This is a genomic window from Bacillus cereus group sp. Bc031, from assembly GCF_027716265.1.
Taxonomy (GTDB): Bacteria; Bacillota; Bacilli; order Bacillales; family Bacillaceae_G; genus Bacillus_A; species Bacillus_A paranthracis.
Window position 1 is genome coordinate 1 of record NZ_JAQFUL010000031.1, and the last position, 24,452, is coordinate 24,452.

Consider the following 24,452-nt stretch of genomic DNA (forward strand, 5'->3'; position numbering starts at 1 on the left):
TTTCTAGCTAGCTTTTTAGAAAGAATAACGTTTTTTGTCACTTGGGGGTAGTGAAAATTCTTAAGTTGATGGGCATGGGGTCAATCCACCTATTTCCTAATTTTATTCAAAGAAAATATTATATTACAATTAAGAATTCACGTTTTTAACCAATAAAAATATCCTGTTCACTTTCCACTTTACAGAGGAAAGCAAACAAGATTTTTTATTACAGCATATTTAAGAAACGATCAGAGACAACACCTGTATCTTCAGGTGTACGGCAAATAATTAAGCAAGTGTCATCACCACAAATGGTTCCGATGATCTCATCCCACTCTAAATGATCAATAAGTGCTCCAAGTGAATGAGCGTTACCAGGCAATGTTTTTAGCACAAGCATATGTCCTGCCGTGTCTAATTTTACAAATGAATCCACTAGATTACGTTTTAATTTTTGTAACGGGTTAAATCGTTGATCTGCTGGCAAACTATATTTATAGCGACCATCATGTAATGGCACTTTCACTAAGTGCAATTCTTTAATATCGCGCGATACTGTTGCTTGCGTTACATTAAATCCCTCATTACGTAAAATATCAACTAATTCATCTTGTGTTTCAATTTCTTTGTTCGCAATAATTTCCCTGATTTTAATATGGCGCTGACCTTTATTCATACATTTGCACCTCACACTATCTCTTACCATAGTTTAAACATTGGTATACTTCACTTATTTATGTTAACTTATAATTCGTTACTTGTACACAATTGTTTTTACAATCATTATACAATTACAACAAAAAGAGGAACAACATATGTTATTCCCCTTTCCCTTTTTGTTTTAGGACATCATGTGCCTCTGTAACTACTTGCTCAACAGAAACTGGAGAATGATTTTCGCCATTCTCACGTTCACCATGCCATTTCAGATGAATTAAAAATTCAATATTACCATCCCCGCCCGTAATTGGTGAGAATGTTAAGCCTTCTACGTCGTATCCTTCTTTTATAGCAAAGTCGACAATCATTTCTACGACAGCCTCATGTACTTTTCGATCGCGAACGATACCCTTTTTACCAACTTGCTCTCTTCCAGCTTCAAACTGCGGTTTAATTAACGCTGCTACATCCCCATTCGGCATAAGCATTGTTTTTAAAACTGGCAATATAAGTTTTAATGATATAAACGAAACATCGATACTAGCAAATTGCGGTAAACCACGTTCTAAGTCTGCTGGTGTTACGTAACGGAAGTTCGTTCGTTCCATTACGACAACGCGCTCATCTTGACGCAATTTCCACGCAAGTTGATTGTACCCTACATCTAATGCATAAGATAATTTCGCTCCATTTTGAAGCGCGCAATCGGTAAAGCCACCAGTTGATGAACCAATATCTATCATAACTTTATCTTGTAAATCAAGATGAAATGTCTCTAATGCCTTTTCAAGTTTATAACCACCACGGCTTACATACGGCATAACTTGCCCCTTCACCGTAATCTCTGTATCTTGTGGGATTTTCTCCCCTGGCTTATCCAATCTCATCTCATTCGCATATACAAGGCCGGCCATAATGGCGCGTTTTGCTTTCTCACGTGTTTCTATAAGCCCTCGCTCTACTAATAGTACATCTACTCTTTCTTTTTTCGCACTCATTTGTTACGCCCTTTTTTGTTTTGATGGAATCATTGTATGAATTCGGTCTACAACAGCATCTGTCGTTAAACCGATTTCTTCTAATAATTTTGGTACACTACCGTGTTCTATGAAACGATCTGGAATACCCATTCGTTCAACTAACGCACTATGGTACCCGTTCTCAGACGCAAATTCAACTACTCCTGTTCCAAAACCACCAATTAAGCAAGCTTCTTCAATCGTTAAAATTGGTATATTTTTTCCTAAGAGATCATGTAAATATGCTTCATCCATTGGTTTAATGAAGCGAGCGTTCACTACTTTCACTGAAATACCAGCCTTTTCAAGACGCTCAGCCGCTTCCATTGCCATTGGTATTGTCGTACCAAATGTTAAAATAGCTGCTTGTGTACCTTCTTTTAACGTTTCCCATGAACCGATTGGAATCGCCTTTAATTCTTCATCCATATGAACGCCAAGTCCATTACCTCGCGCATAACGTAATGCGATTGGTCCATCTTCATATTGCATCGCCGTGTACACTAAATGTTGCCCTTCATTTTCATCTTTTGGCATCATAAGTACCATATTCGGCAAGTGGCGTAAGAATGAGATGTCAAATACACCTTGATGCGTTTCACCATCTGCTCCTACTAAACCAGAGCGATCAATTCCGATGAAAACATTTAAATTTTGGCGGCATATATCATGAACAACTTGGTCATAAGCTCTTTGTAAAAATGTTGAATAAATAGCTAAGAATGGTTTCATACCTTGCGTTGCCATACCCGCTGCCATTGTTGTAGCATGCTGTTCTGCAATACCTACATCAATCATACGATCTGGGAATTCTTTTTGGAATTTCTCAAGTTTCGATCCAACAGGCATTGCAGGTGTAATTGCAACGATACGCTCATCCGTTCTCGCTAACTTAAGTACTGTTTCACTAACAACAGCACTCCATGCTGGTGCAACTTCTTTCGGTTTAACGAAGTCACCTGATTCAATTTTATAAGGTCCTGTTCCATGCCAAGTGCCAATAACATCACTCTCAGCTGGTTTGTAACCTTTTCCTTTTTTCGTAATAACATGAACAAGCACTGGGCCTTTTGTTTTCTTTGCATATTGCAACGTTTCGAATAACTTTTCATAATCATGTCCATCGACTGGACCTAAATATGTAAAGCCTAACTCTTCGAAAAAGACACCAGATACTAGTAAATATTTAAGACTATCTTTTATTTTCTCTGCTGTCGCAGCAACTTTCCCACCGACAGCTGGGATTTTCTTCAAAATATACTCTAGCTCATCTTTTACCCAATGGTATTTTCCTGCGGTACGTAGACGTCCAAGCACATTATGAAGCGCACCAACGTTTGGCGCAATTGACATTTCATTATCATTCAAAATAACAATCATGTCTGTTTTTTCATGTCCAATATGGTTCAATGCCTCTAAAGCCATTCCGCCCGTTAAAGCGCCATCACCAATGATTGGTATAACATATTCTTTCGTTTTCTTTAAATCACGTGCTAGAGCCATTCCCATTGCAGCAGATAATGATGTCGAGCTATGGCCAGTTTCCCATACATCGTGCTCACTCTCACAACGTTTTGGGAAACCACATAGACCTTGATATTGCCTTAATGTGCCGAATTCTTTTGCACGTCCAGTTAAAATTTTATGTACATAGGATTGATGTCCTACATCCCATAAAAATTTATCTTTCGGACTATCAAATAATTTATGCAGAGCAATTGTGAGTTCTACTACACCTAAATTAGGCGCAATATGTCCACCTGTTTGAGAGAGCTCTTCAATTAAAAACTTACGAATATCCTCACTCAATCCCTCTAGTTCACTGATAGACATCTCTTTCAAAAAACTAGGGTTTTGAATTTGCGTTAGATCCACATGGATCACTCACTTTCATTTCATAATCTGTCAACATGTCAAATATTATAAAAAACATTTACACAAAACAAGAAATTCTCTTTTTTTATTTTTCACCTTGTCCTGCTATTAACCAGTCTATTGCGCCCTAATCTTATTATAAACCATATTTCTTTAGGCGATGAAAAAAATAGCCGCTAACACGAAGTGATAACGGCAATGTAATCTACATATATTTTTGCCAATAACAAGAAAAGAAAAACCTTTTCCTACATTTATATCATAAAATGATGAATGACTCAACAAATGAAAACGCTGTTATATTAGTTATTACGTTTTGCAATCAAATCGCAAATAGATAGTAAATATTCATCTTGTAATTGCAAGGAACTAATAGCATCTTTTGCTTTTGCAATCGTTTCTTCTAAAATATCCTTTGCTCTATCTACAGTAAATAACGTCGTATATGTGCTCTTTTCGTTAGAAACATCACTACCAATCGGTTTTCCAATCTCTTCTTCGGTTCCTTCCACATCTAAAATATCATCTCGGATTTGGAAAGCTAGGCCGATATATTTCGCAAACTCAAGTAATTTTTCTTCCTGTTCTTCTGTCGCATCAGACAGTATCGACCCTGCAAGTACAGCGAATTCAAGTAGTTTTCCAGTCTTATGCTTATGAATATACTCCAACTCATCGATTGTAAGCTGTTTCCCTTCCGCTTCCATATCTGCCACTTGTCCGCCAACCATTCCTTCTGGCCCTGCCGCTTTTGCAAGCTCAAGTACAAGTCTTACTTTTTTCTCAGCAGAGATTTCCTTTTGTTCATATGCCATAATAACTTGAAAAGCATATGTCAACAAACCATCTCCTGCTAAAACTGCCATCGCTTCACCAAATACTTTATGATTTGTGGGCTTCCCTCTTCTTAAATCATCATCATCCATACAAGGTAAATCATCATGAACTAACGAGTATGTATGTATCATTTCAAGAGCACAAGCTGCACCTACACCAAGATTTTTTTCTTTACCAAACGCTTGTAATGTTGCAAATAAAAGTAACGGGCGGAGACGCTTTCCACCCGCTTCCAAAGAATATGCCATCGCTTCACGAAGTACATTTGGACATTGTAATTCATTTGCATAGCTTACAAGCTTCTCTTCTACGAAAGTTTTACTTTCTTTCAAAAAAGTATCAAAAGCAATTGTCACTATGCTTCATCTCCTAAAGCAGTAAACGGTTCAAGCTCTCCATCTTCCCCAAGAATAACTGCCATTTGTTCTTGTACGTTCTTCAACTTCTCATCACACAGCTTAGATAATTCCATACCCTCTTTAAAATAAGAAATTGCTTCTTCTAAAGGTACGTCACCTTGCTCTAATTTAGAAACGAGGTGCTCAAGTTGCGAAATTGCCTCTTCAAAGCTTAATTTATTTTCCATTATTCAATTCACGCTCCTCTATTCCTGATACGCTACAATCTAATATTCCATCTTGTAATTGAACTGAAACAGCATCTCCAAGGCTAACATCTTTCACACTTTTTAACACTTGCTTCTCTTCATCATATACAAGCCCGTACCCTCTCATCATTACTTTAAGCGGACTTAGCGCTTCAAGTTTTTGAGCAGCTCTTACAAAGGCAAATTCTTTCGTTTGGAGTAAAGTTTGCATTTCACGTTGCAATTGCTTTTGCAATGTTTCAACTGCTACCTTTGTTTGCATAATTTTTTGAGATGGGTGGTGCTTCTCTAAATAAAATGAAAGCTGTTTTAACTGATTTACCTTTTTATCAATATAGCGCTCTTTCGCTAACACAAGCTGTTCTAACGCTCTATCCAATTGCTCTTCTTTTTGCTCATATACTTGTCTTGGATAACGGAACGCATAAGATTTTTGCAATACTTGTAGTTTTTCTTCTTTTTTATGTACTAACTCTCTCATTGCTCTTTGCAACCTTAGAGTTCTTTGTAATACCTTTTCTTGTAACTCGATAATATTAGGCGCTGCCAGCTCAGCCGCTGCAGTTGGTGTTGGTGCTCTTAAATCGGCAACAAAATCCGCAATTGTAAAGTCTGTTTCATGGCCTACTGCTGAAATAATAGGAATCTCACTCTTGAAAATAGCTCTTGCAACCATTTCTTCGTTAAACGCCCACAATTCCTCAATAGAACCTCCACCGCGCCCAACGATTAGGACATCTATCCCTTCCATTTCATTCGCTGTACGGATCGCTTGTACAATTGAGGGAGCTGCTGACTCCCCCTGTACAAGTACTGGAAACACAATAACATTTCCAATTGGATAACGACGTTTAATCGTTGTTATAATATCACGAATCGCTGCTCCTGTTGGTGACGTAATCACACCTATTGTTTTCGCATAAGGAGGGATTGTTTTTTTATAAACTTGAGAAAACAATCCTTCTTCCTCTAAACGAACCTTTAATTGTTCGTAAGCTAAATGCAGGTTTCCGACTCCGTCAGGCTGCATGTCTTGAATATAAATTTGATAAGAACCACTCGCCTCGTAAACAGAGATTTTCCCTTTCACGAGTACCTTCATCCCATTTTCAGGTCTGAATTTAATATTACGATTATGACCCGCAAACATAACCGCTGCGATTCTTGCATTTTCATCTTTCAATGTAAAATACATGTGGCCACGGCTATGATTTTTAAAGTTGGAAATTTCACCTTTTAACCAAACAGACTGTAAATGCGGATCATATTCTATTTTTGTTTTTATATAGCGTGTTAACGCTGTAACGGTTAAATATTGTTTCTCCATTTCTCTCTCCTCATAGCCGACTCAAATTATTTACAAACGACACCTGCACGCTTAGCCGATTCAACAGTATTATGAAGAAGCATTGTGATCGTCATTGGACCAACACCCTTTGGCACAGGTGTAATGTAACCTGCAACATCTAGCACGTTGTCAAAGTCAACATCACCACAAAGTTTCCCTGTTTCTAAACGGTTTACACCAACGTCGATTACAACTGCTCCTTCTTTTATATAATCAGCTGTTACCATTTTAGGTCGTCCTACTGCTACGATTAAAATATCAGCTAATTTCGTTAACTCTTTCATATTTTGCGTCTTAGAATGACAGTATGTGACAGTTGCATTTTCATTTAAGAACAATTGTCCCACTGGCTTGCCGACAATATTACTTCTTCCAATTACTACAACATGTTTTCCTGAGATATCAAGATTTGTTTCTTTTACTAACTCTACAATACCATGCGGTGTACATGGAAGGAATGTATCTTGTCCCGTCATCATACGTCCTACGCTGATTGGGTGAAATCCATCTACATCTTTTTCTGGTGAAATTCTTTCAATGATAGCTTTTTCTTCAATATGTTTTGGTAAAGGTAATTGCACTAATATGCCATTAATGCGGTCATCGCCATTTAAGCGATCGATTTCAGCAAGCAAACGCTCCTCCGTAATTGTTTCAGGAAATTCAATTAGCTCTGAATAAATTCCTACTTGTTCACAGCCCTTTTCTTTTCCTTTTACATAAGAACGAGATGCTGGATCTTCTCCAACTAAAATAACTGCTAATCCTGGTACAATCCCTTGCTCTTTCAACTTCACAACTTCTTCTGTTAATTGTGCTCGTTTTTTCTCCGCAACTTCATTTCCTTTGATGATTACTGCTACCATTTTAAGATTCCCCCTTAAAGAAATTACAGTGTATCTTTTATATTAGATAAAACGCCGTTAATAAAACGACGAGATTCCTCATCCCCAAATGTTTTAGCAATTTCAATTGCCTCGTTAATTGTTACGTTGTGTGGAATTTCTTCCATGTATTTCATTTCATACACAGCTACACGTAAAATACTGCGATCAACAATACTAATACGCTCAAGCTTCCACTTTTTTAAATTTTGACGAATCGCTTCATCAATTACTTCTTTATTTTCTACAAAACCTACAACAAGTGATTCTAGAAACTCATTTGTTTCTTCACCTTCATCTAGCGTGTTTTCCACTGCTACTTTCGGTTCTAATTCACCTGTAATATCCATTTGATATAATGCTTGCATAGCTCTTTCTCTAGCCGTCCTACGTTTCATTGTAACTCTCCTTTATGCTTCAAGTCTTTCCTTATGCTTTGTTATATTATTATAATTTATAAGCCGTCAATTCACTTACTCTTACAGTTTTCATTGATTTTCCAACCTTATAATACAATGATAATAACACAATTTATCGTTTCACACACGGGTTACAAGGCTGAAAAATAATAAAAAGATTAACTTCAAGTTCCATATCTTATCACAATGTACGTTTTTTGGTAAAACGAAACATTTTCTTTTTTATTTCTCATTTTTTGAAATAGTATAATAATTAGAGGGTTGTAATTTGTGAAGAAATGAAACGATAAAAAAGATGCCTATGTTACTAGGCACCTTTTTCATTCTTACACTGGTTCGATTTCTGTTTTTTGTGTTTCGAATGTTACGCCAACGATGTGAACATTCACTTCTTTTGGCTCAAGCCCTGTCATTGTAAAGAGTGCTTGGCGAATGTTGTCTTGAATCTTTTGTGCAACAACTGGAATTGCTACGCCAAAATACATTACAACATAAAGGTCAACGATAATATCTTCGTTTGCTAATTCAACCTTTACACCTTTACCATGATTTTTCTTACCTAACTTCTCAACAACATCTGTAGCAAAATTACCACGCATTGCCGCTACGCCTTCTACCTCAGCAGCTGCAATACCTGCGATTACTTCAATTACTTCTGGTGCAATTTCTACTTTACCAAGAGTTGTATCTTGACCCATATCTAACATATGTTCAGCCATGAAAAAAACCTCCTTTAATGTATCACTGCGTCACAAGTTCATGCTCTTCCAAAAATTTCGTATTAAACTCACCTTTTACAAAATCAGGATGATCTAACAATTGCAAATGGAACGGGATTGTTGTATGTACGCCTTCAACGACAAACTCACTGAGTGCACGCTTCATTTTTGCAATTGCCTCTTCACGTGTTTTTCCGTGAACAATTAATTTAGCAACCATCGAATCATAGAAAGGTGGGATTGAATATCCCGGATATACAGCTGAATCGACGCGAATACCAAATCCGCCTGGTGGCAAGTACATTTCTACTTTACCTGGAGATGGCATAAATTTTTTGGCAGGGTTTTCCGCATTAATTCGGCATTCAATTGCCCAACCATTAAATTGTACTTCTTCTTGCTGTAACGATAACTTTTCTCCAGAAGCAACAAGAATTTGTTCTTTAATTAAGTCTACCCCTGTTACCATTTCAGTAACTGGATGCTCAACTTGGATTCTCGTATTCATCTCCATGAAATAAAAGCTTTTCGTTTTATATTCATAAATAAACTCAACCGTACCAGCACCTGTATAATCAACCGCTACCGCTGCTTTAACTGCCGCCTCACCCATCTGCTTACGCACATTTTCATCAAGTGCTGGTGATGGACTTTCTTCTAGTAGTTTTTGCAAGCGGCGCTGAATCGTACAATCACGCTCTCCTAAATGAATGGCATTTCCGTGTGTATCTGCCATTATTTGAATCTCAACATGGCGGAAATCTTCAACGTACTTTTCTAAGTATACACCAGGGTTCCCAAAAGCGGTACTAGCTTCTTGCTGTGTAATTTGAATTCCTTTTACAAGCTCCTCTTCATGACGCGCAACACGAATACCTTTTCCGCCGCCACCTGCAGTCGCTTTAATAATAACAGGATATCCAATTTGATTCGCAAGTTCGATCGCTTCTTCGGTATTTTTAATAATTCCTTGTGAACCTGGTACAATCGGAACCCCTGCTTCTTTCATTGTATCACGAGCAACGTCTTTTGTGCCCATCTTTGAAATAGCTTCTGGACTTGGACCGATAAAAATTAAGTTACACTCACGGCATAACTCTGCAAAATCTGCATTCTCTGCTAAAAATCCGTATCCCGGATGAATTGCATCGCAGCCTGTTAACTTCGCAACACTAATAATGTTCGTCAAATTTAAATAGCTTTCTTTCGAAATCGTTGGTCCTACACAATACGCCTCATCAGCAATTTGTACGTGAAGTGACTCTTTATCCGCTTCTGAATAAATTGCGACTGTTTCAATATCCATTTCTTTACAAGTACGAATAATTCGTACAGCGATTTCCCCACGATTGGCTATTAATACTTTTTTTATCATCACAAAGACTCCCTTATTACGCTTTTACAAGAAATAGCGGTTGTCCATACTCAACAAGCTGTCCGTTATTAACAAGAATCTCAACAATTTCTCCATCTATATCTGCATCGATTTCGTTAAATAACTTCATAGCCTCGACAATACATACGATAGAATCTTTCGATACTCTATCCCCAACACTTACATATGGAGGCGTATCAGGAGAAGAAGAAGAATAGAATGTACCTACCATTGGTGATGTAATTTTATGTAGGTTTTCATTCTGAACAGCTTTTTTCTCTTCTTGTTTTGGCACTTCCACTTGTGCTGCCGCTACTGTCGTTTCAACTTCAACAGGTGCTACTGGTTGCACGGCTTGTTTTGCTACAGGCGCTTGCACCGCAACAACTTCATTGCCACGCTTTTTCATTTTGATTGTCGTACCATCTTTTTTGTATTCAAATTCATCAATATTAGAGCTATCAATTAATTTAATTAATTCACGAACTTCTTGAATTTTAAACATGTAAAATCCACTCCCATACTCTTGTTTGTCCCGTTTTTACAGATTTCTCTTCACTAAAACTAGATTGACTGTAAAAATACGATGTACTCTATTAGAAAATGCATTTCATTTACTAATAGAAATAGTTACTATTTCCATCTTACGATAAATTTTTTAAACATTCCAATTTATATTTCTTTATAATAAATCGAAACTCCTGTAAAAATATTATTCCAATAAAAATTTATTACCTAGTAATAATACCAAGTTTCACACAAAATTGGCAAGACCACTTCCGAAAAAACATTCCTTACTTTTCAAAATACTATAAAGTAAACCTACCATTACCGCTTTACTCGTCACCTCATCTATAGTCAATAACGTATTTTTACCAAATATTATTTTTTTGTTTACACGTCGTTCATCATTCCTTCATATAAGAATAGTATGTTCAAAGTGTAGAAAATATATCGTATCGAGGTGTGGACATATGATATGGCTCATTCTCTTCTTACCTGCCGTAATGGTCTGGGCATTCGTTCTCTTCATCCACGTCAAATCCGGAAAAAGTAATCATCACTACCATGAACCGCTAATCTTTTACTCACAACGTATTTCTCCGTTCCGAGTTGAACATAGTAAAAACAAAGACGAAACAGAAAAAAGCTATCGAAAATGATAGCTTTTTTCTATTATTATTTTTATCTAACTATTTTCAAACAATCCGATTACTAAAAACGAATAATCCGCGGAGGAATTCCCCGCGGATTATTCGTTTTATTTTGTTGGTGGATCAAATTTTACACCTACATCTTTTGATCCGCCTTCACTTCTTACAAGTTGTATAATTTTATTCGCTTCTTTTTGTGAATGTTTTGCTGCTTTTACAGTTACTTTAATGTCAGTTCCATCAGCTCTTACAAGGGCATCTTTATATCCACCTTGAGATTTAATTACTGTCTCAAGTAATTCTTGCTTCGTTTCCATTGTAGTGATTGCATCAAAATTTTCTTTCGCTTTATTCTTTTCTGTTGCTGAAGCTTTTGTTGAACTCATCACTTCTTGTAATTTTGCTTTTTGTTCACTTCGCTGATCTTCCATTTGCATACGTAATGCTGTGAAATTTTCATCACTTGATTGAACTGTTACGTTAGCTTCTTTTTTGCTTGTTTCTTTTGTAGCACTCTCTTTTTTATCTGTTTCTTTGTTTGTTTCTTTATTTGATGTTTCCTTGTTTGTATTTTCTTTTTTAGGCGTTTCTTTAGGTGCTTCGTTTGTTACTGCTTTATCAGTACCTTGTTTTTCTTGTCCAATCTTTTCACCTGTTGCCGGCGATGCTGTATTCATTTTGTCTGGAGTTGTTACGTAATACACAGATAGTACAACAACTAAACTTAACATCGTTAATAGCCAAACCGTTTGTTTTTTTAACACTTTATTTCCTCCCTATCAATTTTTCGGTGAAACTGAAACGCGATGGGCTGGTACATCTAGTAGCCGTATGACAGCTTCTTTTACCATCGCTTTAACTTGTATATTATCCACTCCCTTTGCTACGACAAGAACACCTCGTACTTTCGGTTTCTCTGTTCGTAAAACAACGGGAGTTTCTTTATCCCCTTCACGTATAATGACTGTCTTTTCATCAAGAGACTCGTCTTCTACTTCCCTCTTGCCGCCTGTTTTATCTGTTTCACCTGTTGTTTGTGAACGTTTCACTGTATTTTTTTCTAATATTTTTTCCTCTGATGAATCTAAATTCACATTAATCGTTACATCTTTTACTCCTGCTATTTCTTCTAAGGCTGCTTTTAATTCTTGTTCATACGCTTTTTCATATTTTTCTACATTTGACATATTATCATTATTTTTTTGTCCAAAAGTTGGTACATCTTTTTCCTGGTTTTGAGTTTTTTGTTCTTTAAATACAGGTACTTCTTCTTTTTTACTTGAAAAAAAACTACTAGAAAACATAAGCAACATTCCAAGTATGAGTAGGACAAGTAAGAACTTAGGTGTTACCTTTTTTCCCTTCTCATTACTTTCTTTTTCATCTCCATTCAATAAGTTTCGAAAAAATGAGAACTTCGAATTTTTATCTTTATTGTCCATTTACTCTACCTGTCCTCCCTTCCATTTGAACTTGGATTTGTTTATTCTCTAGTTGCCACCTGCTTGAAAAGAAGTCTTTCATTTCTCCATTCGTTTCCTCTACTTTTTTCGGTGGTTCTTTCGTATTAATTTCAACTGGTTTTACTGTTTCGATTGCATCATTTTTACTACGTTCTTTTTCTTTCAACGTCACAACAACAGATTGAATATCTTTCGCTGACTTTACTTCCGCTGTGCTTTCCGCTGCGACTATTTGTATTTCAGAGACTGACATACCATACTGTTTCTCAAACTCTTTTCCTACTTCTTTTTTCATTTTGGTAGCCATCTCTTCTAAACTATATGCACGTGTTAGAGCTTGTATTTCTTTTTTCTTCGAATCTATTGAATTTTTTACAGATCCTTCTGCTACGTACTTCTCTTCATTAAAATTTGCGATTACTTCATTTACATCTGTTTGCAATAGTTTAAATAGAGGCGTTAAAATTAAAACAACTAATAATAGACTTACAACGAATTTAACGTACTTTTGCAAATTGGAATTTGGAAGAATAAGATGAAGCATTGTCGCTAAGAGTAAAAAAACGATAATATTTCTAATCCACTCTGTAACAAATTGCATACCCTTCACCTCCTACCGCATCATAAGTGTAATGTTCCCCGCAGCAATAATAATTGTGATACTTAAAAAGAACATAAACGATACGATAGCTAAGCAAGCAAATACATAAATAATGCTCCGTCCAATGATATCTAAACATTGAATAATTGCTCCGCCGCCAACTGGTTGCAATACTGCTGCTGCGAACTTATAAATAAATGCAATGCAAAAAATTTGAATCGCTGGAAAAGCGACAATTAAACATAGAATGACGAGTCCGATAATTCCGACTGTGTTTTTTAATAATCCCGACGCACTAATAACTGTATCCGCCGCCTCTGTAAACATTCTTCCTACTACGGGAATAAAGTTTCCTGTTACAAATTTAGCTGTTTTCACAGCGATTCCATCCGCAACAGCTGTCGCTGTTCCTTGTACAGATAATACGCCTAAAAAAATCGTTAAAAAAATACCGATAATCCCGACGCTAACGTTTTGCAGAAGCTTGGACAATTTCGTAACTTTATATTGATCACTCATCGTACTTACAATACTTAATATCGTTGCAAGTAATAAAAGTGGTAGAACGATATAATTCATCAAAAGCCCACTCGTATTCATTAAGAAGATGATAATCGGATGAAAAAACGATACGGATACAACACCACCACCTGTCGCTATGAGTGCAAGCAAGATAGGCAATAACGCTAATATGAAATCTACCATTGTTTGTATCGTTTCTCTTGCATATGTCATAACGACATAAAAGCTATTTAAAGCGAAAATAATTAGTACCATATATACAACTGCATCGGCTATTTTGCTTACGCTACTCTTTGAAAATGCAGATTGCAGTGATTGCAACAATGCACTAAAAATTGTGAGCATAATGAGCGTTCCGAGTAGTTTCCCATTTGCAACAAGTTCGTGAAATAAGTACTTTAATAAACCTAGCATCCACTCTTTTATAGAGATTTCTTTTTCTCCCTTTACAAACTCCATAAAGCTACCTTTTTGACTCTCTGGTAAGTAACCTCCATATTTTGTAACAAGCCCGTCCCAAAATTGCTTCACATCTTCAATTCCGAGCTTATCCAATTGTTGATCAACGACGTTTGTCTCTACAGGAGAAGCTTGTACAACAACTGGTAAAGAAAAGAAAAGGAAGCAAGCAAATAGCAGCTTAGCTCCAAACCCCCTCAACATTCACTCCCCCTTATCCCGTCGGTAAAAATCCGAGAATAGTTTCAATTACAACCGTCAAAATAGGGATCGCCATAACGAGAATTAAAATCTTTCCAGCTAATTCAATTTTCGAAGCGATTGCCCCCTGTCCTGCATCCTTTGTAATTTGCGCTCCAAACTCAGCGATATAAGCAATCCCAATAATTTTTAGCAACGTTTCTACATATACGTTGCTAACTTTCGCTTCACTCGCTACTCTCTCAATCATTTGTAAAATAGCGTGAATTTGATCGATTAAAAGAAGGAACATTACGCTACCTACGAACACAATAAATAATGACGTAATGCTAGATTTATGCTGATTCAATACAGCCGCTAAAAACGTAGCAACGAGGCCTAATCCGACAATTTGTATAATTTCGATTCGAACCGCCCCCTTTACTGGAAGAGAAAGACACTTTTAATCTTGTCGAATAGTGTATTAATTAAAAATGCGACATGAAATAAAATAACGACAAAACCGACGAGGATAACCCAATTTGCAATATCCTCACGCTTTAATTCTTTTAGTACAGTATGAATGAAAGCTAAAACAATGCCGATTCCGGCGATTTGAAATATTAATCCAACATCAATGGACATCGCCTTTCTCCCCCCTATAGCAGTAAAATTACAATAAGTAGCCCCGCTAGTACTCCTAAGCTCTTAATCATCTTTTCATATTGCAGCTGTAATGCTTTCGCTTCTTCTTCTTCTCTCTCTAAATGTGTAATACATAACCGAATATGTTTTTGTTGTGATTCACGATCATGTTGTCCGAGCGTTTCACCAAATTGCTGCAAAATCTCATACTCAGTTTGTTGAAATGCTGTTAGCTTCCAATTTTCTTTCAAACTATCTATCCAAGCTTCTCTAACTGTTTGTTCTCCACTTTCTAGCCTGCTAGCGAAACTTTGAAATATCCAATTTAACGGCTTCGGCATTTGTTTCACTAATCGCTCAGCGGCTTCAGACAATGGTGTATGCCCGTACATAATTTCTGCCTCTAATGATTGCAGTGCCGCTTTTAATAATCTAAGTTGCCTCGGTCTCTCACTGTATCTTTTGGCGTATGAAAACCCGAAAAAGGTGCTGACCGCAACGATTAACACTGCACCAAATATTTTCACCATACGCCCTCAGCCTTTCTATGAGGTAATACCGGTTTTCCATATTTATCTTTCACTTGCATAACTGTTCCTGGCCCTCTTGCTTTTGACAATTCCACAAACCTATCAAAAATGCCGAGCTCTAGCACTGCCTTTAATGATGGGCGTTTCACAACATCATCATAGGAAAATCCATGTGCACTTATAAAAAGCTGAACCCCTGCATGTACAGCCTCCATAATTGCTTCACTATCTTCTTTACGACCAATTTCATCCACAATTAATATATCTGGGCTCATAGAACGGATCATCATCATCATTCCTTCAGCTTTTGGACATGCGTCTAACACATCTACTCGTGTGCCAAAATCATACTGCGGAATTCCTTTCACACAGCCAGCAATTTCTGACCGTTCATCAACAATCCCTACTTTACACGAAGGTATTTTCGAAGCACTTACACCTTGACTCATGCAACGTGCTACATCTCTTAAAAGTGTTGTTTTCCCCGTTTGCGGCGGGCCAATTACCATCGTGTTTAACCATCGTGATTCATACAAATACGGTAAAAGTGGTTCAGCAATCCCTATTTTTTGACGAGCAATACGAATATTAAAAGAAGAGACATCTCGAATCATTTTCACTGTGCTTTTTTCTGTAATAACTTTTCCTGCTAAGCCGATTCTGTGACCTCCTCGGAGTGTCACATACCCACGCTTTAATTCTTCTTCCATTGTATAAATTGAGAAGTGACTTAACTTATTCAATAAGTAAATAGCATCCTCTGCTGTAACGATATAGTCATAAAAAAACACTTCACCTTGAGCAATACACTCTAGCGGTCTTCCAATTCGAACACGGATTTCCTCTAGAGCATCGTACTGCTTACAATTTTCCACTAACTGCTTCATCGTTTTTGGTAAAACTTCTAATACTTCTTTCATCAGCTTCGCCCCACTATACTCGACTTACTTATTTCAACAACGCGATAAAAATGCAGCCAATTCCAAGCGCTAGAAAAAAGAGTTTCAAGAAAGAGATCTCACTTGCCACACTCGCTATGCCTATTGTCATTGTTAAAATTAATACGGTCGGTCCAACAAACGCCAACATACCATTTATAAACAATGCTTTCTTCGCATCATTCACATAAAGCATAAGCAAAGCGGCGAATATTTCCGCGCTACCTGAAAACAACCGAAGCAGCCCCATTACAAGCACAGATGTTTCCATTGCCGCTAGCCACTGTTTCATTCTCCCACCTTCTCCCATAACGGTTACTAGTGCGTGTGCTAGAAAAGAATATATTTGTACAACCATATGCAGAGGTTGTCTATTTCAGAATTAAAAACATAATTTTTATCTACCGTCTATAATAATTTGAATATTCTTAATAATGATGGTATTTTATGGTATATTTATTGAAAAGGAGGGAAAATGATGCAACGAGTTACTTTATTACCACTCGATTTCCGTTATGCAAATGCGATTTTCAAGCTATCAAGTGATCCACATGTAAAAAACGCATTAGGAATAAAAGTAGAAACAATCGAAGACACGAAAGCATTCCTTCTTTTCGCCATAGAAGAAGAACGCCAAAAGAAGTCTTTATCGAGAGTGATTGTAAATGCAGAGAATGAAATAATTGGTCTCACCACACTTAAACATATTAATTACGAGAAGAAACAATCTCACATTGGCAGCTGGCTCGGCTATCCATACTGGGGAAAAGGATATAATGAGGCTGTAAAAAAAGAAATTTTTAAGATTGCTTTTTTAGACTTACAACTTTCCTATGTATTTGCTGGTGCTAAAACGAATAATATTCGCTCTTTAAAAGCACAAGAAAAACTACCTTATATTTCATTACATGTGGAAAACAAGTTTCCATACGAACACGCTGCACTAGAGAAAGAAGTAAGGTCATCTTGCTCTCTGCACGTCGTGTCACGTGAAAAATTTTTAAACTGGTTGGAATTACAAAATGAGGAGGAAAAATATGAAGGCATTGAAAATTAATTTAACCGTTGTAGTAGAATTAGCTCTTATTTATCTTTTTTCATCATTGGTCGGCTAGTCATTCATGGAAGCCTTTTTCCTTGGTAGTTTAGCAATATTTGCAATTACATGGCTAATTATTATGAGTAATCATAGAAACAACATTACGGATCACGCAATCAGTAAAACACTGACTGGCATTGAAACTGGTGAAATAAAACCATTTCAAATTATTTTAACTCCATATATTATGGGTACCCTTTCACTTGTCTTCGTTAGTTTTGTTATAACAGCGATTTATTATTTGCCCTATTTTCTATAAAAAAGCACTCGTGATAATCACGAGTGCTTTTCTACTATGCACGAGAAACGTATTTACCTTCACCAGTGTTGATGATAAGTGTTTCGCCTTCGTTAATGAAGATTGGTACTTGTACAACAAGGCCAGTTTCTAATGTAGCTGGTTTTGTTACGTTAGAAGCAGTATCACCTTTAATACCTGGCTCTGTTTCTGTAACTTGTAATTCAACTGTGTTTGGAAGTTCAACACCAAGTACTTCGCCTTGGTAAGTCATAATAGATACTTCCATGTTTTCTTTTAGGAATTTAAGCTCGCGCTCGATTTGTTTTTCACCAAGTTCGATTTGCTCATAAGTTCCGTTATCCATAAATACGTGAGACTCACCGCTTGCGTATAAGTATTGCATACGACGGTTTTCGATGTGTGCTTTTTCTACTTTCTCACCAGCACGGAATGTTTTCTCTTGAACAGAACCTGTGCGAAGGTTACGTAGTTTAGAACGAACGAATGCAGCACCTTTACCTGGCTTTACGTGTTGGAAATCAAGTACTTGCCAAAGGCCATTATCCACTGCAATTGTTAAACCTGTACGAAAATCGTTTACTGAAATCATGTAAAAAAATCCTCCTGTGTATTACAAAATAATAAGTTCTTTTGGTGATTTCGTAATTACTTCATTACCTTCACTTGTCACAATGATATCATCTTCAATACGTACGCCGCCAATACCTGGAATATAAATACCTGGCTCTACTGTTACAGCCATACCTGGTTCAAGTACTGTATCAGAACGGAATGCTAAACCTGGTGCTTCATGGATTTCAAGACCGATTCCATGACCAGTAGAATGTCCGAAGTATTCACCGTATCCTTTTTCCGTTATGTAATCACGCGTTAACGCATCCGCTTCACGGCCAGTTAAACCAGCTTTAATACCGTTCACACCACGTAATTGTGCTTCTAAAACGATATTATAAATTTCTTTCAATTTATCAGATGGTTCACCAACTGCAATCGTACGAGTAATATCAGAGCAATATCCTTTGTAATAAGCGCCGAAGTCTAATGTAACGAAATCTCCTGTTTCTATCACTTTTTCAGATGCCACGCCGTGCGGTAATGCCGAACGAAGACCTGAAGCAACGATAATATCAAACGAAGAAGATGTTGCTCCTTGTTTTCTCATGAAAAATTCAAGTTCATTTGACACTTCAATTTCAGATACTCCCGGGCGAATGAATGATAGAATATGTTCAAAGGCAGCATCTGCAATCTGTGCAGCTTCCTTTAATATCTTAATCTCTGAATCAGTCTTTATCAAGCGTAACTTTTCTACAAGCCCAGAAGTTGGGATAAATTCAGCATCGATCGCTTCTTTATGAGCTGAATAAGAACTATATGTAAGAGTATCTTGCTCAAAGCCAAGCTTTTGAATTCCTAATTCTTTCACTTGCTTTGCAACTTCATCGATAATTAATCCCGCATGCTGTACAATCTCGTATCCAACCGCTTGTTTAGTAGCTTGCTCTACGTAACGGAAATCTGTAATAAATTGAGCGCGGTTTTTCGAAATGAGTACAACACCAGCTGTTCCTGTGAAGTTAGCCATATATCTACGACTATGTTCATTTGTTAATAAAATACCGTCAATACCAGCCTCATCAAATGCACTTCTTAATCTTTCGATTTTCTCCATTACTTTATGCCTCCCTCAATTTCTCCATTAATGCAAATAACGCTAACTTATAGCCATAAAAACCAAATCCAACAATTTGTCCCGCACAAACAGCTGCCGTCACAGATTCGTGACGGAACGACTCACGCTGATGAATGTTAGAAATATGTACTTCAATAACAGGAATCGAAATGCTTGCAATTGCATCTCGAATCGCATAGCTATAATGCGTAAATGCTCCAGGATTTAAAATGATCCCTTCATATATATCTTCCGCTTCATGAATACGATCGATAATCGCACCTTCATGATTCGATTGGAAACATTCTAACTCCACTCCCATTGTTTCTGCTTCTTGCTTCATATCTGCTTCAAGTGTCGCTAGCGTGCCCTTTCCATATACATTTACCTCTCTGACACCGAGGCGATTTAGGTTAGGACCGTTTACGAGGAGTACCTTTTTCATATGCTTAAAACTCCTTAATATTAAATGTCTATATAACATTTTAACATAGGAGTTACTTGTTTGAATAGTTTGTCTTCTCTTCCCCTTCTCGCTCGGCCTTATTGGTATTTACTGCGTAAGAAACAGAGTATGCTATAAATACACCATACAATATAAAAATGCATATCGTCGTCACAATTGTTTCTTTCGGTAAATGGAGTGCACTTTTAATAGCAGGCGCTATTAACCCCACTCCGAAAAATAGTAACGCCCACCAAAATAGACCATAAATAATCCCTGGCAGAATTCCTTCAAACTTTGCCAAAAACGCTTTATACAAAAAGGCAATTAAAATCGAAAGTAGTCCCATACAAACAATTCCTGACACATTTCCCCATACCCCTTCTTTCCAACTTCCAAAGGCAAATGGTAGAAGTAAATAGTTCGGTCCCGCTTCTGTAAATGAAAATATATGAAGAAAATACCATATTCCTCCCCAAAAGAGTCCACCAAATAAACCAATTTGCACAAAATTTCTTGTTCCTATATGTTCTTGACTCACATCAACACCTCCGCTCAATAGTATGCCCGAAACTATTTTGAACCATGTTTAAATACTGCGAAATTTGTCTATAAAAAGAATAAGAAATGTCCGACTCTCGTAACATTTTTCCTTGTCATCTACTTGTATTTGTCGATAAAATAAAGGAAACTCGGTGATTGTCTTATTTCAAAACGACAGAACCCAGTATGACAATTGCCTCTTTTTCTACATAAGAGAGAAACAAATACAGGTTGGTGTTAACATGGCAGAAGAGTCAAAACAAATATATGGCGGGCAAGCAGTCATAGAAGGAGTTATGTTTGGCGGTAGAGAATATACTGTTACAGCGGTTCGTCGTAAAGATAAATCGATTGAATTTTATCGATTACCACGCGTTCGTAATAAAGCATTATCTATCCTGAAAAAAATTCCATTTTTACGAGGGATTGCCGCTATTGTGGATGCAAGCGCGAACGGGGCAAAACATTTAAACTTTGCTTCAGAACGATTTGATGTTCACCCAGAAGAAGATGAACAAATTGCAAAAAAAAAAAGAAGAACAATCGAAGTTAACGATGGTATTAGGAGTTGCAGCAGTTGGGGTTTTATCTTTCATATTCGGTAAAGTCATTTTCACAGCAGTTCCTGCATTACTAGCTGAATTAACGAGACCGATTTTCCCATCTCATACAGGGCAAATCATTGTCGAAAGTGTCATTAAGCTCCTGTTATTACTGAGCTATATATACTTTATTTCTTTAACGCCACTCATTAAGCGGGTATTTCAGTACCATGGTGCGGAGCATAAAGTAATTAATGCCTATGAGAATAATCTTTCATTGACTGTAGAAAATGTTCAAAAACAAACTCGCCTTCATTATCGTTGTGGCAGTAGCTTCATTATATTTACAGTCATTATTGGAATGTTTGTTTATTTCCTTGTCCCTACAGATCCACTTTGGGCCAGAGTGGTAAACCGAATTTTATTAATTCCAGTCGTTCTCGGTATTTCTTTTGAAGTGTTACAATTTACGAATCGATTACGCGATATTCCAGTATTACGCATACTTGGATATCCCGGATTATGGCTACAACTATTAACAACGAAAGAACCAACAGATGATCAAGTGGAAGTAGCCATTGCATCGTTTGAAGAATTATTACGTTTAGAAAACAAACAATAATTATTTAAAAATGGTGTTCAACTCCTTTCCTCATCGTTAATATACTAATTTTAATATATGTTTTTAGGAGGTGTTCCTTATGAACGGTCGTTCGTTTACTTTCGCTATATTTGTGCTTATTATCGGATTAGCAATATTCGGCCTTGTTTCATCTGTCATTACAGATCCAATGGGAGTGTTAAGAAATATTGGTATCATGTTGGCTGTCGTTGGTATCTTTTATTTACTCTACAAAATGTTTACAAACTCTAGCGGTTCAGCAAATTCGCAAAGCTCATATAAGCGCGCTGCAAAACAATCGAGCCGCAAGCATGGGAAACAAAATGTAGCACCCCTAAGCAATTCTTTCTTTAAATCAAACGCTTCTAATGACAAAGGGAAAAAAGGGAATCTTTCTTCTTTAAAGCGAAAAAGAAAACAATCTCATTTAACTGTCATTGAAGGTAAAAAAAACAAAAAGAAAGACCGTGCTTCCTTTTAGGAAATACGGTCTTTCTTTATATTTTGCAGTACTTCTTTCAAGCTTTTATCTTTCATACTTTCAATTCGAAGATGATGATTTTCAAAGGGTAAATTCCGTGTTACATCATTCGGTACAACAACGCACGTTAACCCTGCCGCAATTGCTGCTTTCAATCCGTTTAACGAGTCTTCAAATACAACGGCTTCAGACGAATCTATCCCTAAACCTTCTATTGCCACTCGGTAAAGTGCTGGATCTGGTTTTACCTTCTCAACATCTTCTCTCGTTTTAATGACTTCAAAATAATCTCGAATTTGTAGCTCTTCCAAAAAAGGAATAACCCATTCTCTAGATGAACTGGAAGCTAATGCGATTTTTAATCCCATTTCTTTCGCTTCTTGTAAGTATTCTTTTACCCCGTCACGAGCTTCTGTTATTTTCATTTTCTCTTTATGTAAAGTTTTCACTTTTTCTTTTAATGCATGCTTGTTAAACTTCTCTTTTAATTGATCATTTAAATATGCATACAGTACATCATCTGTCGTTCCAATACACTTTGCAAATTCCTCTAAAGGTAAATCTCCACCATACTCACGAACGGCGTCTCTGAAAGAGTGAAACCATATTGTTTCTGTGTCTACAATTAATCCATCAAAATCAAAAATAATTGCTTTCATAATTCTCCCATCCTTTTCGATTGAAATAAAAAAGGAAACGACATACGTTCCCTTTAATTACTTTTCTCTTCATTTGCTTTTTGAACACCACGAAGTGTTTCCACTCGAACCTCATCTTGTTCAAAGTATTGCACTAAATCACCAATGCGATTAATTGCTTCCCAGCTTAAATGATGTTCAATTCCTTCTACATCATTGTAAATCTTACTTTCATCCACACCGATAATACGCATAAATTGCTCTAGCAAGTCATGACGGTATACGAGACGTTCTCCAATTTTTTTACCTTTTGATGTTAATACAAGCCCTCTATATTTTTCATAAATTAGATATTCATCTTTGTCTAATTTTTGCACCATTTTTGTTACAGAGGATGGATGTACACTAAGCGCTTCAGCAATATCAGATACGCGGGCATAACCCTTTTCATCAATCAACAAATAAATTTGTTCAATATAATCTTCCATACTAGGGGTAGGCATCGGTTTCCTCCATCCAATTTCATTTTGCTCATTCCGTACGAAGCAATCAATAAAATGATACACCAGAAAGAATAACGTGACAAGTTGAAAACAAGCCTAAATATATAAAACAAAAAAGAATCTGTATTTGCATACAGACTTCTCTTAAGTAAAGTATTGTATTTCTGCATCAGGGAAAAACTTATATATATAACCTCTTATCGTTTCTTCCAATACTTCCGCATCATCTTTTTTATATACGTATTTCCCAATGCCGTACCGTCCCCATTTATATTTACGCTTCTCTTCATCCATTTCAAGCTTCGTACTCGGATAACGCTCTTGAATGACCTTTTTTGCTGGTTTTGTAAAGCGATGTTGAATTAATTCAAATGTTAAATTCGGTATGGACAAATCTTTTAGTGCATGGTACAGTCGTTCAAATAATTCACGGTATCCTTCTTCCCATCCTTCATGCATATAAAGTGGCGCAACTATAAAGCCAAGTGGATAACCAGCACCTGCTACTTTACGTGCTGCTTCAATACGCTCTTCAAAGGGTGACGTCCCCGGCTCAAAATTTTTAATTACATACCGTGAATTAATACTAAACCTAAAACGAGTTTTCCCATTATGTTTTGCATCTAACAAATGATCAACGTGCGAATATTTCGTAACGAAACGTAAACGCCCATGCTCACTTTCTCCAATAAATTCGATCGCCCGCTTTAATGCATGTGTTAAATGATCAATCCCAACGATATCTGATGTACAAGCAGCTTCAAACCTTGTTATTTCAGGTGCTCTTTCATCCATATATTGCTGTGCCTTCTCAAATATTTCATCAAGATTCACATACACGCGAACGTAAGGCTTACTCCCAAGTGTCGTTTGCAAATAGCAATAATGACAATGTCCCATACACCCTGTTGCAAGCGGAATTGCATATTCAGCTGACGGTTTTGACGTATCAAATTTTAATGTCTTCCTCACTCCAACGACAAGTGTCGCCTTTGCATTGCGATACTTTTGCAAATCATTTTCACCCGGCAAATTTCTAATTTGATTATGGGATGTCGTTTCACGAATCTCTAGTCCCATCTTCGTAAACTTCTCATACAGCTCTTTTCCAAGTGGATATTCAAGTGCCTTCGGTTCAAAGTAAACGAGTTTTGGCATAAACGGTTTCATATACTTCCCTCCTCTCGTTAGTATGGGGAACGTGGAAAAATTAAAACGCATTAAAGTTTTCCACGTTTTAACAGCCTTTCAAAAGGCTGTTTTTCTTCTGTCTAATTTTACAAATTGAAAAATTTCATAAAGAAAATAAGAAAAATGCAAAATAATTAAAGTTAATTGTTGACGTGATGCTTTTATTATCGGTATCATAAATCTTCGTGAGCAATTATTTTTCGTTATACGATTTTTTTATTATTACTGAATTTTTGA

At 36.7% G+C, this 24,452-nt stretch carries 30 protein-coding genes and 2 pseudogenes; 5 read left to right on the forward strand and 27 right to left on the reverse strand.

Annotation, left to right across the window (positions count from 1 at the left end; translation table 11 throughout):
* Positions 1–208: 208 nt before the first annotated feature.
* From argR to accB, 11 genes are all read right to left on the reverse strand, one after another.
* Positions 209–658 carry an arginine repressor ArgR gene (gene argR, locus PDQ33_RS13815; protein ID WP_001032581.1) on the reverse strand — a complete coding sequence of 150 codons (450 nt, stop codon included), beginning with the start codon at positions 656–658 and terminating at the stop codon, positions 209–211.
* A gap of 142 nt (positions 659–800) precedes the next feature.
* Positions 801–1,640, reverse strand: a complete 840-nt coding sequence (locus tag PDQ33_RS13820) for a TlyA family rRNA (cytidine-2'-O)-methyltransferase (RefSeq protein ID WP_001274742.1) — start codon at positions 1,638–1,640, stop codon at positions 801–803.
* Between the two features lie 3 nt (positions 1,641–1,643).
* Entirely contained in the window at positions 1,644–3,536 is a 1,893-nt protein-coding gene (gene dxs, locus PDQ33_RS13825) for a 1-deoxy-D-xylulose-5-phosphate synthase (RefSeq protein WP_061132214.1), read from the reverse strand.
* A 302-nt stretch (positions 3,537–3,838) separates the two neighbouring features.
* Positions 3,839–4,729 (reverse strand): (2E,6E)-farnesyl diphosphate synthase, encoded by an 891-nt coding sequence (gene ispA, locus PDQ33_RS13830; RefSeq protein ID WP_000150360.1) that lies wholly within the window; start codon positions 4,727–4,729, stop codon positions 3,839–3,841.
* Complete coding sequence (xseB, locus tag PDQ33_RS13835) at positions 4,729–4,959, reverse strand: exodeoxyribonuclease VII small subunit (RefSeq protein WP_000428423.1); 231 nt, start codon at positions 4,957–4,959, stop codon at positions 4,729–4,731. The genes ispA and xseB overlap by 1 nt, the downstream gene beginning before the upstream one ends.
* The gene (gene xseA / locus PDQ33_RS13840) at positions 4,949–6,307 is read right to left on the reverse strand and encodes an exodeoxyribonuclease VII large subunit (protein WP_000415266.1); all 1,359 of its coding nucleotides are present in this window, start codon (positions 6,305–6,307) and stop codon (positions 4,949–4,951) included. The genes xseB and xseA overlap by 11 nt, the downstream gene beginning before the upstream one ends.
* A gap of 26 nt (positions 6,308–6,333) precedes the next feature.
* Positions 6,334–7,194 (reverse strand): bifunctional methylenetetrahydrofolate dehydrogenase/methenyltetrahydrofolate cyclohydrolase FolD, encoded by an 861-nt coding sequence (folD, locus tag PDQ33_RS13845; protein ID WP_000226726.1) that lies wholly within the window; start codon positions 7,192–7,194, stop codon positions 6,334–6,336.
* Positions 7,195–7,217: 23 nt separating this feature from the next.
* On the reverse strand, positions 7,218–7,610 hold the full coding sequence (gene nusB / locus PDQ33_RS13850) for a N utilization substance protein NusB (protein ID WP_000830249.1): 393 nt from the start codon (positions 7,608–7,610) through the stop codon (positions 7,218–7,220).
* Between the two features lie 347 nt (positions 7,611–7,957).
* Complete coding sequence (locus PDQ33_RS13855) at positions 7,958–8,350, reverse strand: Asp23/Gls24 family envelope stress response protein (RefSeq protein ID WP_000807630.1); 393 nt, start codon at positions 8,348–8,350, stop codon at positions 7,958–7,960.
* Positions 8,351–8,372: 22 nt separating this feature from the next.
* Positions 8,373–9,725 carry an acetyl-CoA carboxylase biotin carboxylase subunit gene (gene accC / locus PDQ33_RS13860; protein ID WP_270755953.1) on the reverse strand — a complete coding sequence of 451 codons (1,353 nt, stop codon included), beginning with the start codon at positions 9,723–9,725 and terminating at the stop codon, positions 8,373–8,375.
* A gap of 16 nt (positions 9,726–9,741) precedes the next feature.
* On the reverse strand, positions 9,742–10,230 hold the full coding sequence (gene accB / locus PDQ33_RS13865) for an acetyl-CoA carboxylase biotin carboxyl carrier protein (protein ID WP_061132213.1): 489 nt from the start codon (positions 10,228–10,230) through the stop codon (positions 9,742–9,744).
* Positions 10,231–10,699: 469 nt separating this feature from the next.
* On the opposite strand from accB, the gene PDQ33_RS13870 reads away from it, so the two are divergent.
* Positions 10,700–10,888 (forward strand): hypothetical protein, encoded by a 189-nt coding sequence (locus PDQ33_RS13870; RefSeq protein ID WP_002081027.1) that lies wholly within the window; start codon positions 10,700–10,702, stop codon positions 10,886–10,888.
* Positions 10,889–10,986: 98 nt separating this feature from the next.
* Here the strand turns inward: PDQ33_RS13870 and PDQ33_RS13875 are convergent, their stop codons facing one another.
* Genes PDQ33_RS13875 through PDQ33_RS13915 form a run of 9 tightly spaced genes read right to left on the reverse strand, consistent with a single transcriptional unit; the run spans position 10,987 to position 16,509 of the window.
* On the reverse strand, positions 10,987–11,643 hold the full coding sequence (locus PDQ33_RS13875) for a SpoIIIAH-like family protein (protein WP_000914701.1): 657 nt from the start codon (positions 11,641–11,643) through the stop codon (positions 10,987–10,989).
* A gap of 15 nt (positions 11,644–11,658) precedes the next feature.
* A complete protein-coding gene (gene spoIIIAG / locus PDQ33_RS13880) occupies positions 11,659–12,321 on the reverse strand; it encodes a stage III sporulation protein AG (protein ID WP_000368876.1) in 663 nt (220 codons plus the stop codon).
* Positions 12,311–12,943, reverse strand: a complete 633-nt coding sequence (gene spoIIIAF / locus PDQ33_RS13885; RefSeq protein WP_001161050.1) for a stage III sporulation protein AF — start codon at positions 12,941–12,943, stop codon at positions 12,311–12,313. Before spoIIIAF ends, spoIIIAG begins: the two co-directional genes overlap by 11 nt.
* 12 nt (positions 12,944–12,955) lie before the next feature.
* Positions 12,956–14,128 (reverse strand): stage III sporulation protein AE, encoded by a 1,173-nt coding sequence (gene spoIIIAE / locus PDQ33_RS13890; RefSeq protein WP_000943695.1) that lies wholly within the window; start codon positions 14,126–14,128, stop codon positions 12,956–12,958.
* A 10-nt stretch (positions 14,129–14,138) separates the two neighbouring features.
* Positions 14,139–14,522, reverse strand: a complete 384-nt coding sequence (gene spoIIIAD, locus PDQ33_RS13895; protein ID WP_077317075.1) for a stage III sporulation protein AD — start codon at positions 14,520–14,522, stop codon at positions 14,139–14,141.
* A gap of 23 nt (positions 14,523–14,545) precedes the next feature.
* Entirely contained in the window at positions 14,546–14,749 is a 204-nt protein-coding gene (gene spoIIIAC, locus PDQ33_RS13900) for a stage III sporulation protein AC (protein WP_000020914.1), read from the reverse strand.
* 14 nt (positions 14,750–14,763) lie between these two features.
* Entirely contained in the window at positions 14,764–15,279 is a 516-nt protein-coding gene (gene spoIIIAB, locus PDQ33_RS13905; protein WP_000238697.1) for a stage III sporulation protein SpoIIIAB, read from the reverse strand.
* A complete protein-coding gene (spoIIIAA, locus tag PDQ33_RS13910; protein ID WP_000665885.1) occupies positions 15,273–16,199 on the reverse strand; it encodes a stage III sporulation protein AA in 927 nt (308 codons plus the stop codon). The genes spoIIIAB and spoIIIAA overlap by 7 nt, the downstream gene beginning before the upstream one ends.
* A gap of 28 nt (positions 16,200–16,227) precedes the next feature.
* Positions 16,228–16,509 (reverse strand): YqhV family protein, encoded by a 282-nt coding sequence (locus PDQ33_RS13915; RefSeq protein ID WP_000816054.1) that lies wholly within the window; start codon positions 16,507–16,509, stop codon positions 16,228–16,230.
* Between the two features lie 186 nt (positions 16,510–16,695).
* Here PDQ33_RS13915 and PDQ33_RS13920 point away from each other — a divergent pair, with 186 nt between their 5' ends.
* Positions 16,696–17,274, forward strand: a complete 579-nt coding sequence (locus tag PDQ33_RS13920) for a GNAT family N-acetyltransferase (RefSeq protein WP_001190073.1) — start codon at positions 16,696–16,698, stop codon at positions 17,272–17,274.
* Positions 17,255–17,575 (forward strand): annotated as a pseudogene (locus tag PDQ33_RS13925) (hypothetical protein). Before PDQ33_RS13920 ends, PDQ33_RS13925 begins: the two are co-directional and overlap by 20 nt.
* 34 nt (positions 17,576–17,609) lie before the next feature.
* On the opposite strand, the gene efp reads toward PDQ33_RS13925, so the two are convergent.
* Genes efp through PDQ33_RS13945 form a run of 4 tightly spaced genes read right to left on the reverse strand, consistent with a single transcriptional unit; the run spans position 17,610 to position 20,236 of the window.
* Positions 17,610–18,167, reverse strand: coding sequence for an elongation factor P (gene efp / locus PDQ33_RS13930; RefSeq protein WP_000626512.1), 558 nt, complete (start codon positions 18,165–18,167; stop codon positions 17,610–17,612).
* A gap of 21 nt (positions 18,168–18,188) precedes the next feature.
* Positions 18,189–19,250 carry a Xaa-Pro dipeptidase gene (gene pepQ / locus PDQ33_RS13935; protein WP_000411051.1) on the reverse strand — a complete coding sequence of 354 codons (1,062 nt, stop codon included), beginning with the start codon at positions 19,248–19,250 and terminating at the stop codon, positions 18,189–18,191.
* Positions 19,251–19,254: 4 nt separating this feature from the next.
* Positions 19,255–19,695: a type II 3-dehydroquinate dehydratase gene (aroQ, locus tag PDQ33_RS13940; RefSeq protein WP_000757087.1), complete on the reverse strand. Its 441-nt coding sequence runs from the start codon at positions 19,693–19,695 to the stop codon at positions 19,255–19,257.
* Positions 19,696–19,747: 52 nt separating this feature from the next.
* On the reverse strand, positions 19,748–20,236 hold the full coding sequence (locus PDQ33_RS13945; protein WP_000076575.1) for a YqhR family membrane protein: 489 nt from the start codon (positions 20,234–20,236) through the stop codon (positions 19,748–19,750).
* Positions 20,237–20,480: 244 nt separating this feature from the next.
* Between PDQ33_RS13945 and PDQ33_RS13950 the strand changes: the two are divergent.
* Both PDQ33_RS13950 and PDQ33_RS13955 read left to right on the forward strand, forming a co-directional pair.
* A pseudogene (locus PDQ33_RS13950) lies at positions 20,481–21,402 on the forward strand (DUF1385 domain-containing protein).
* A gap of 79 nt (positions 21,403–21,481) precedes the next feature.
* The gene (locus tag PDQ33_RS13955; protein WP_001014446.1) at positions 21,482–21,883 is read left to right on the forward strand and encodes an SA1362 family protein; all 402 of its coding nucleotides are present in this window, start codon (positions 21,482–21,484) and stop codon (positions 21,881–21,883) included.
* Here PDQ33_RS13955 and PDQ33_RS13960 read toward each other — a convergent pair.
* The 3 genes from PDQ33_RS13960 to splB form a co-directional block, all read right to left on the reverse strand.
* Complete coding sequence (locus PDQ33_RS13960; RefSeq protein WP_000643907.1) at positions 21,880–22,542, reverse strand: HAD family hydrolase; 663 nt, start codon at positions 22,540–22,542, stop codon at positions 21,880–21,882. The genes PDQ33_RS13955 and PDQ33_RS13960 overlap by 4 nt on opposite strands.
* A gap of 53 nt (positions 22,543–22,595) precedes the next feature.
* Positions 22,596–23,024 (reverse strand): transcriptional regulator MntR, encoded by a 429-nt coding sequence (mntR, locus tag PDQ33_RS13965; RefSeq protein WP_270393382.1) that lies wholly within the window; start codon positions 23,022–23,024, stop codon positions 22,596–22,598.
* Between the two features lie 144 nt (positions 23,025–23,168).
* Positions 23,169–24,194: a spore photoproduct lyase gene (gene splB, locus PDQ33_RS13970; RefSeq protein ID WP_333563396.1), complete on the reverse strand. Its 1,026-nt coding sequence runs from the start codon at positions 24,192–24,194 to the stop codon at positions 23,169–23,171.
* Between the last annotated feature and the right edge of the window lie 258 nt (positions 24,195–24,452).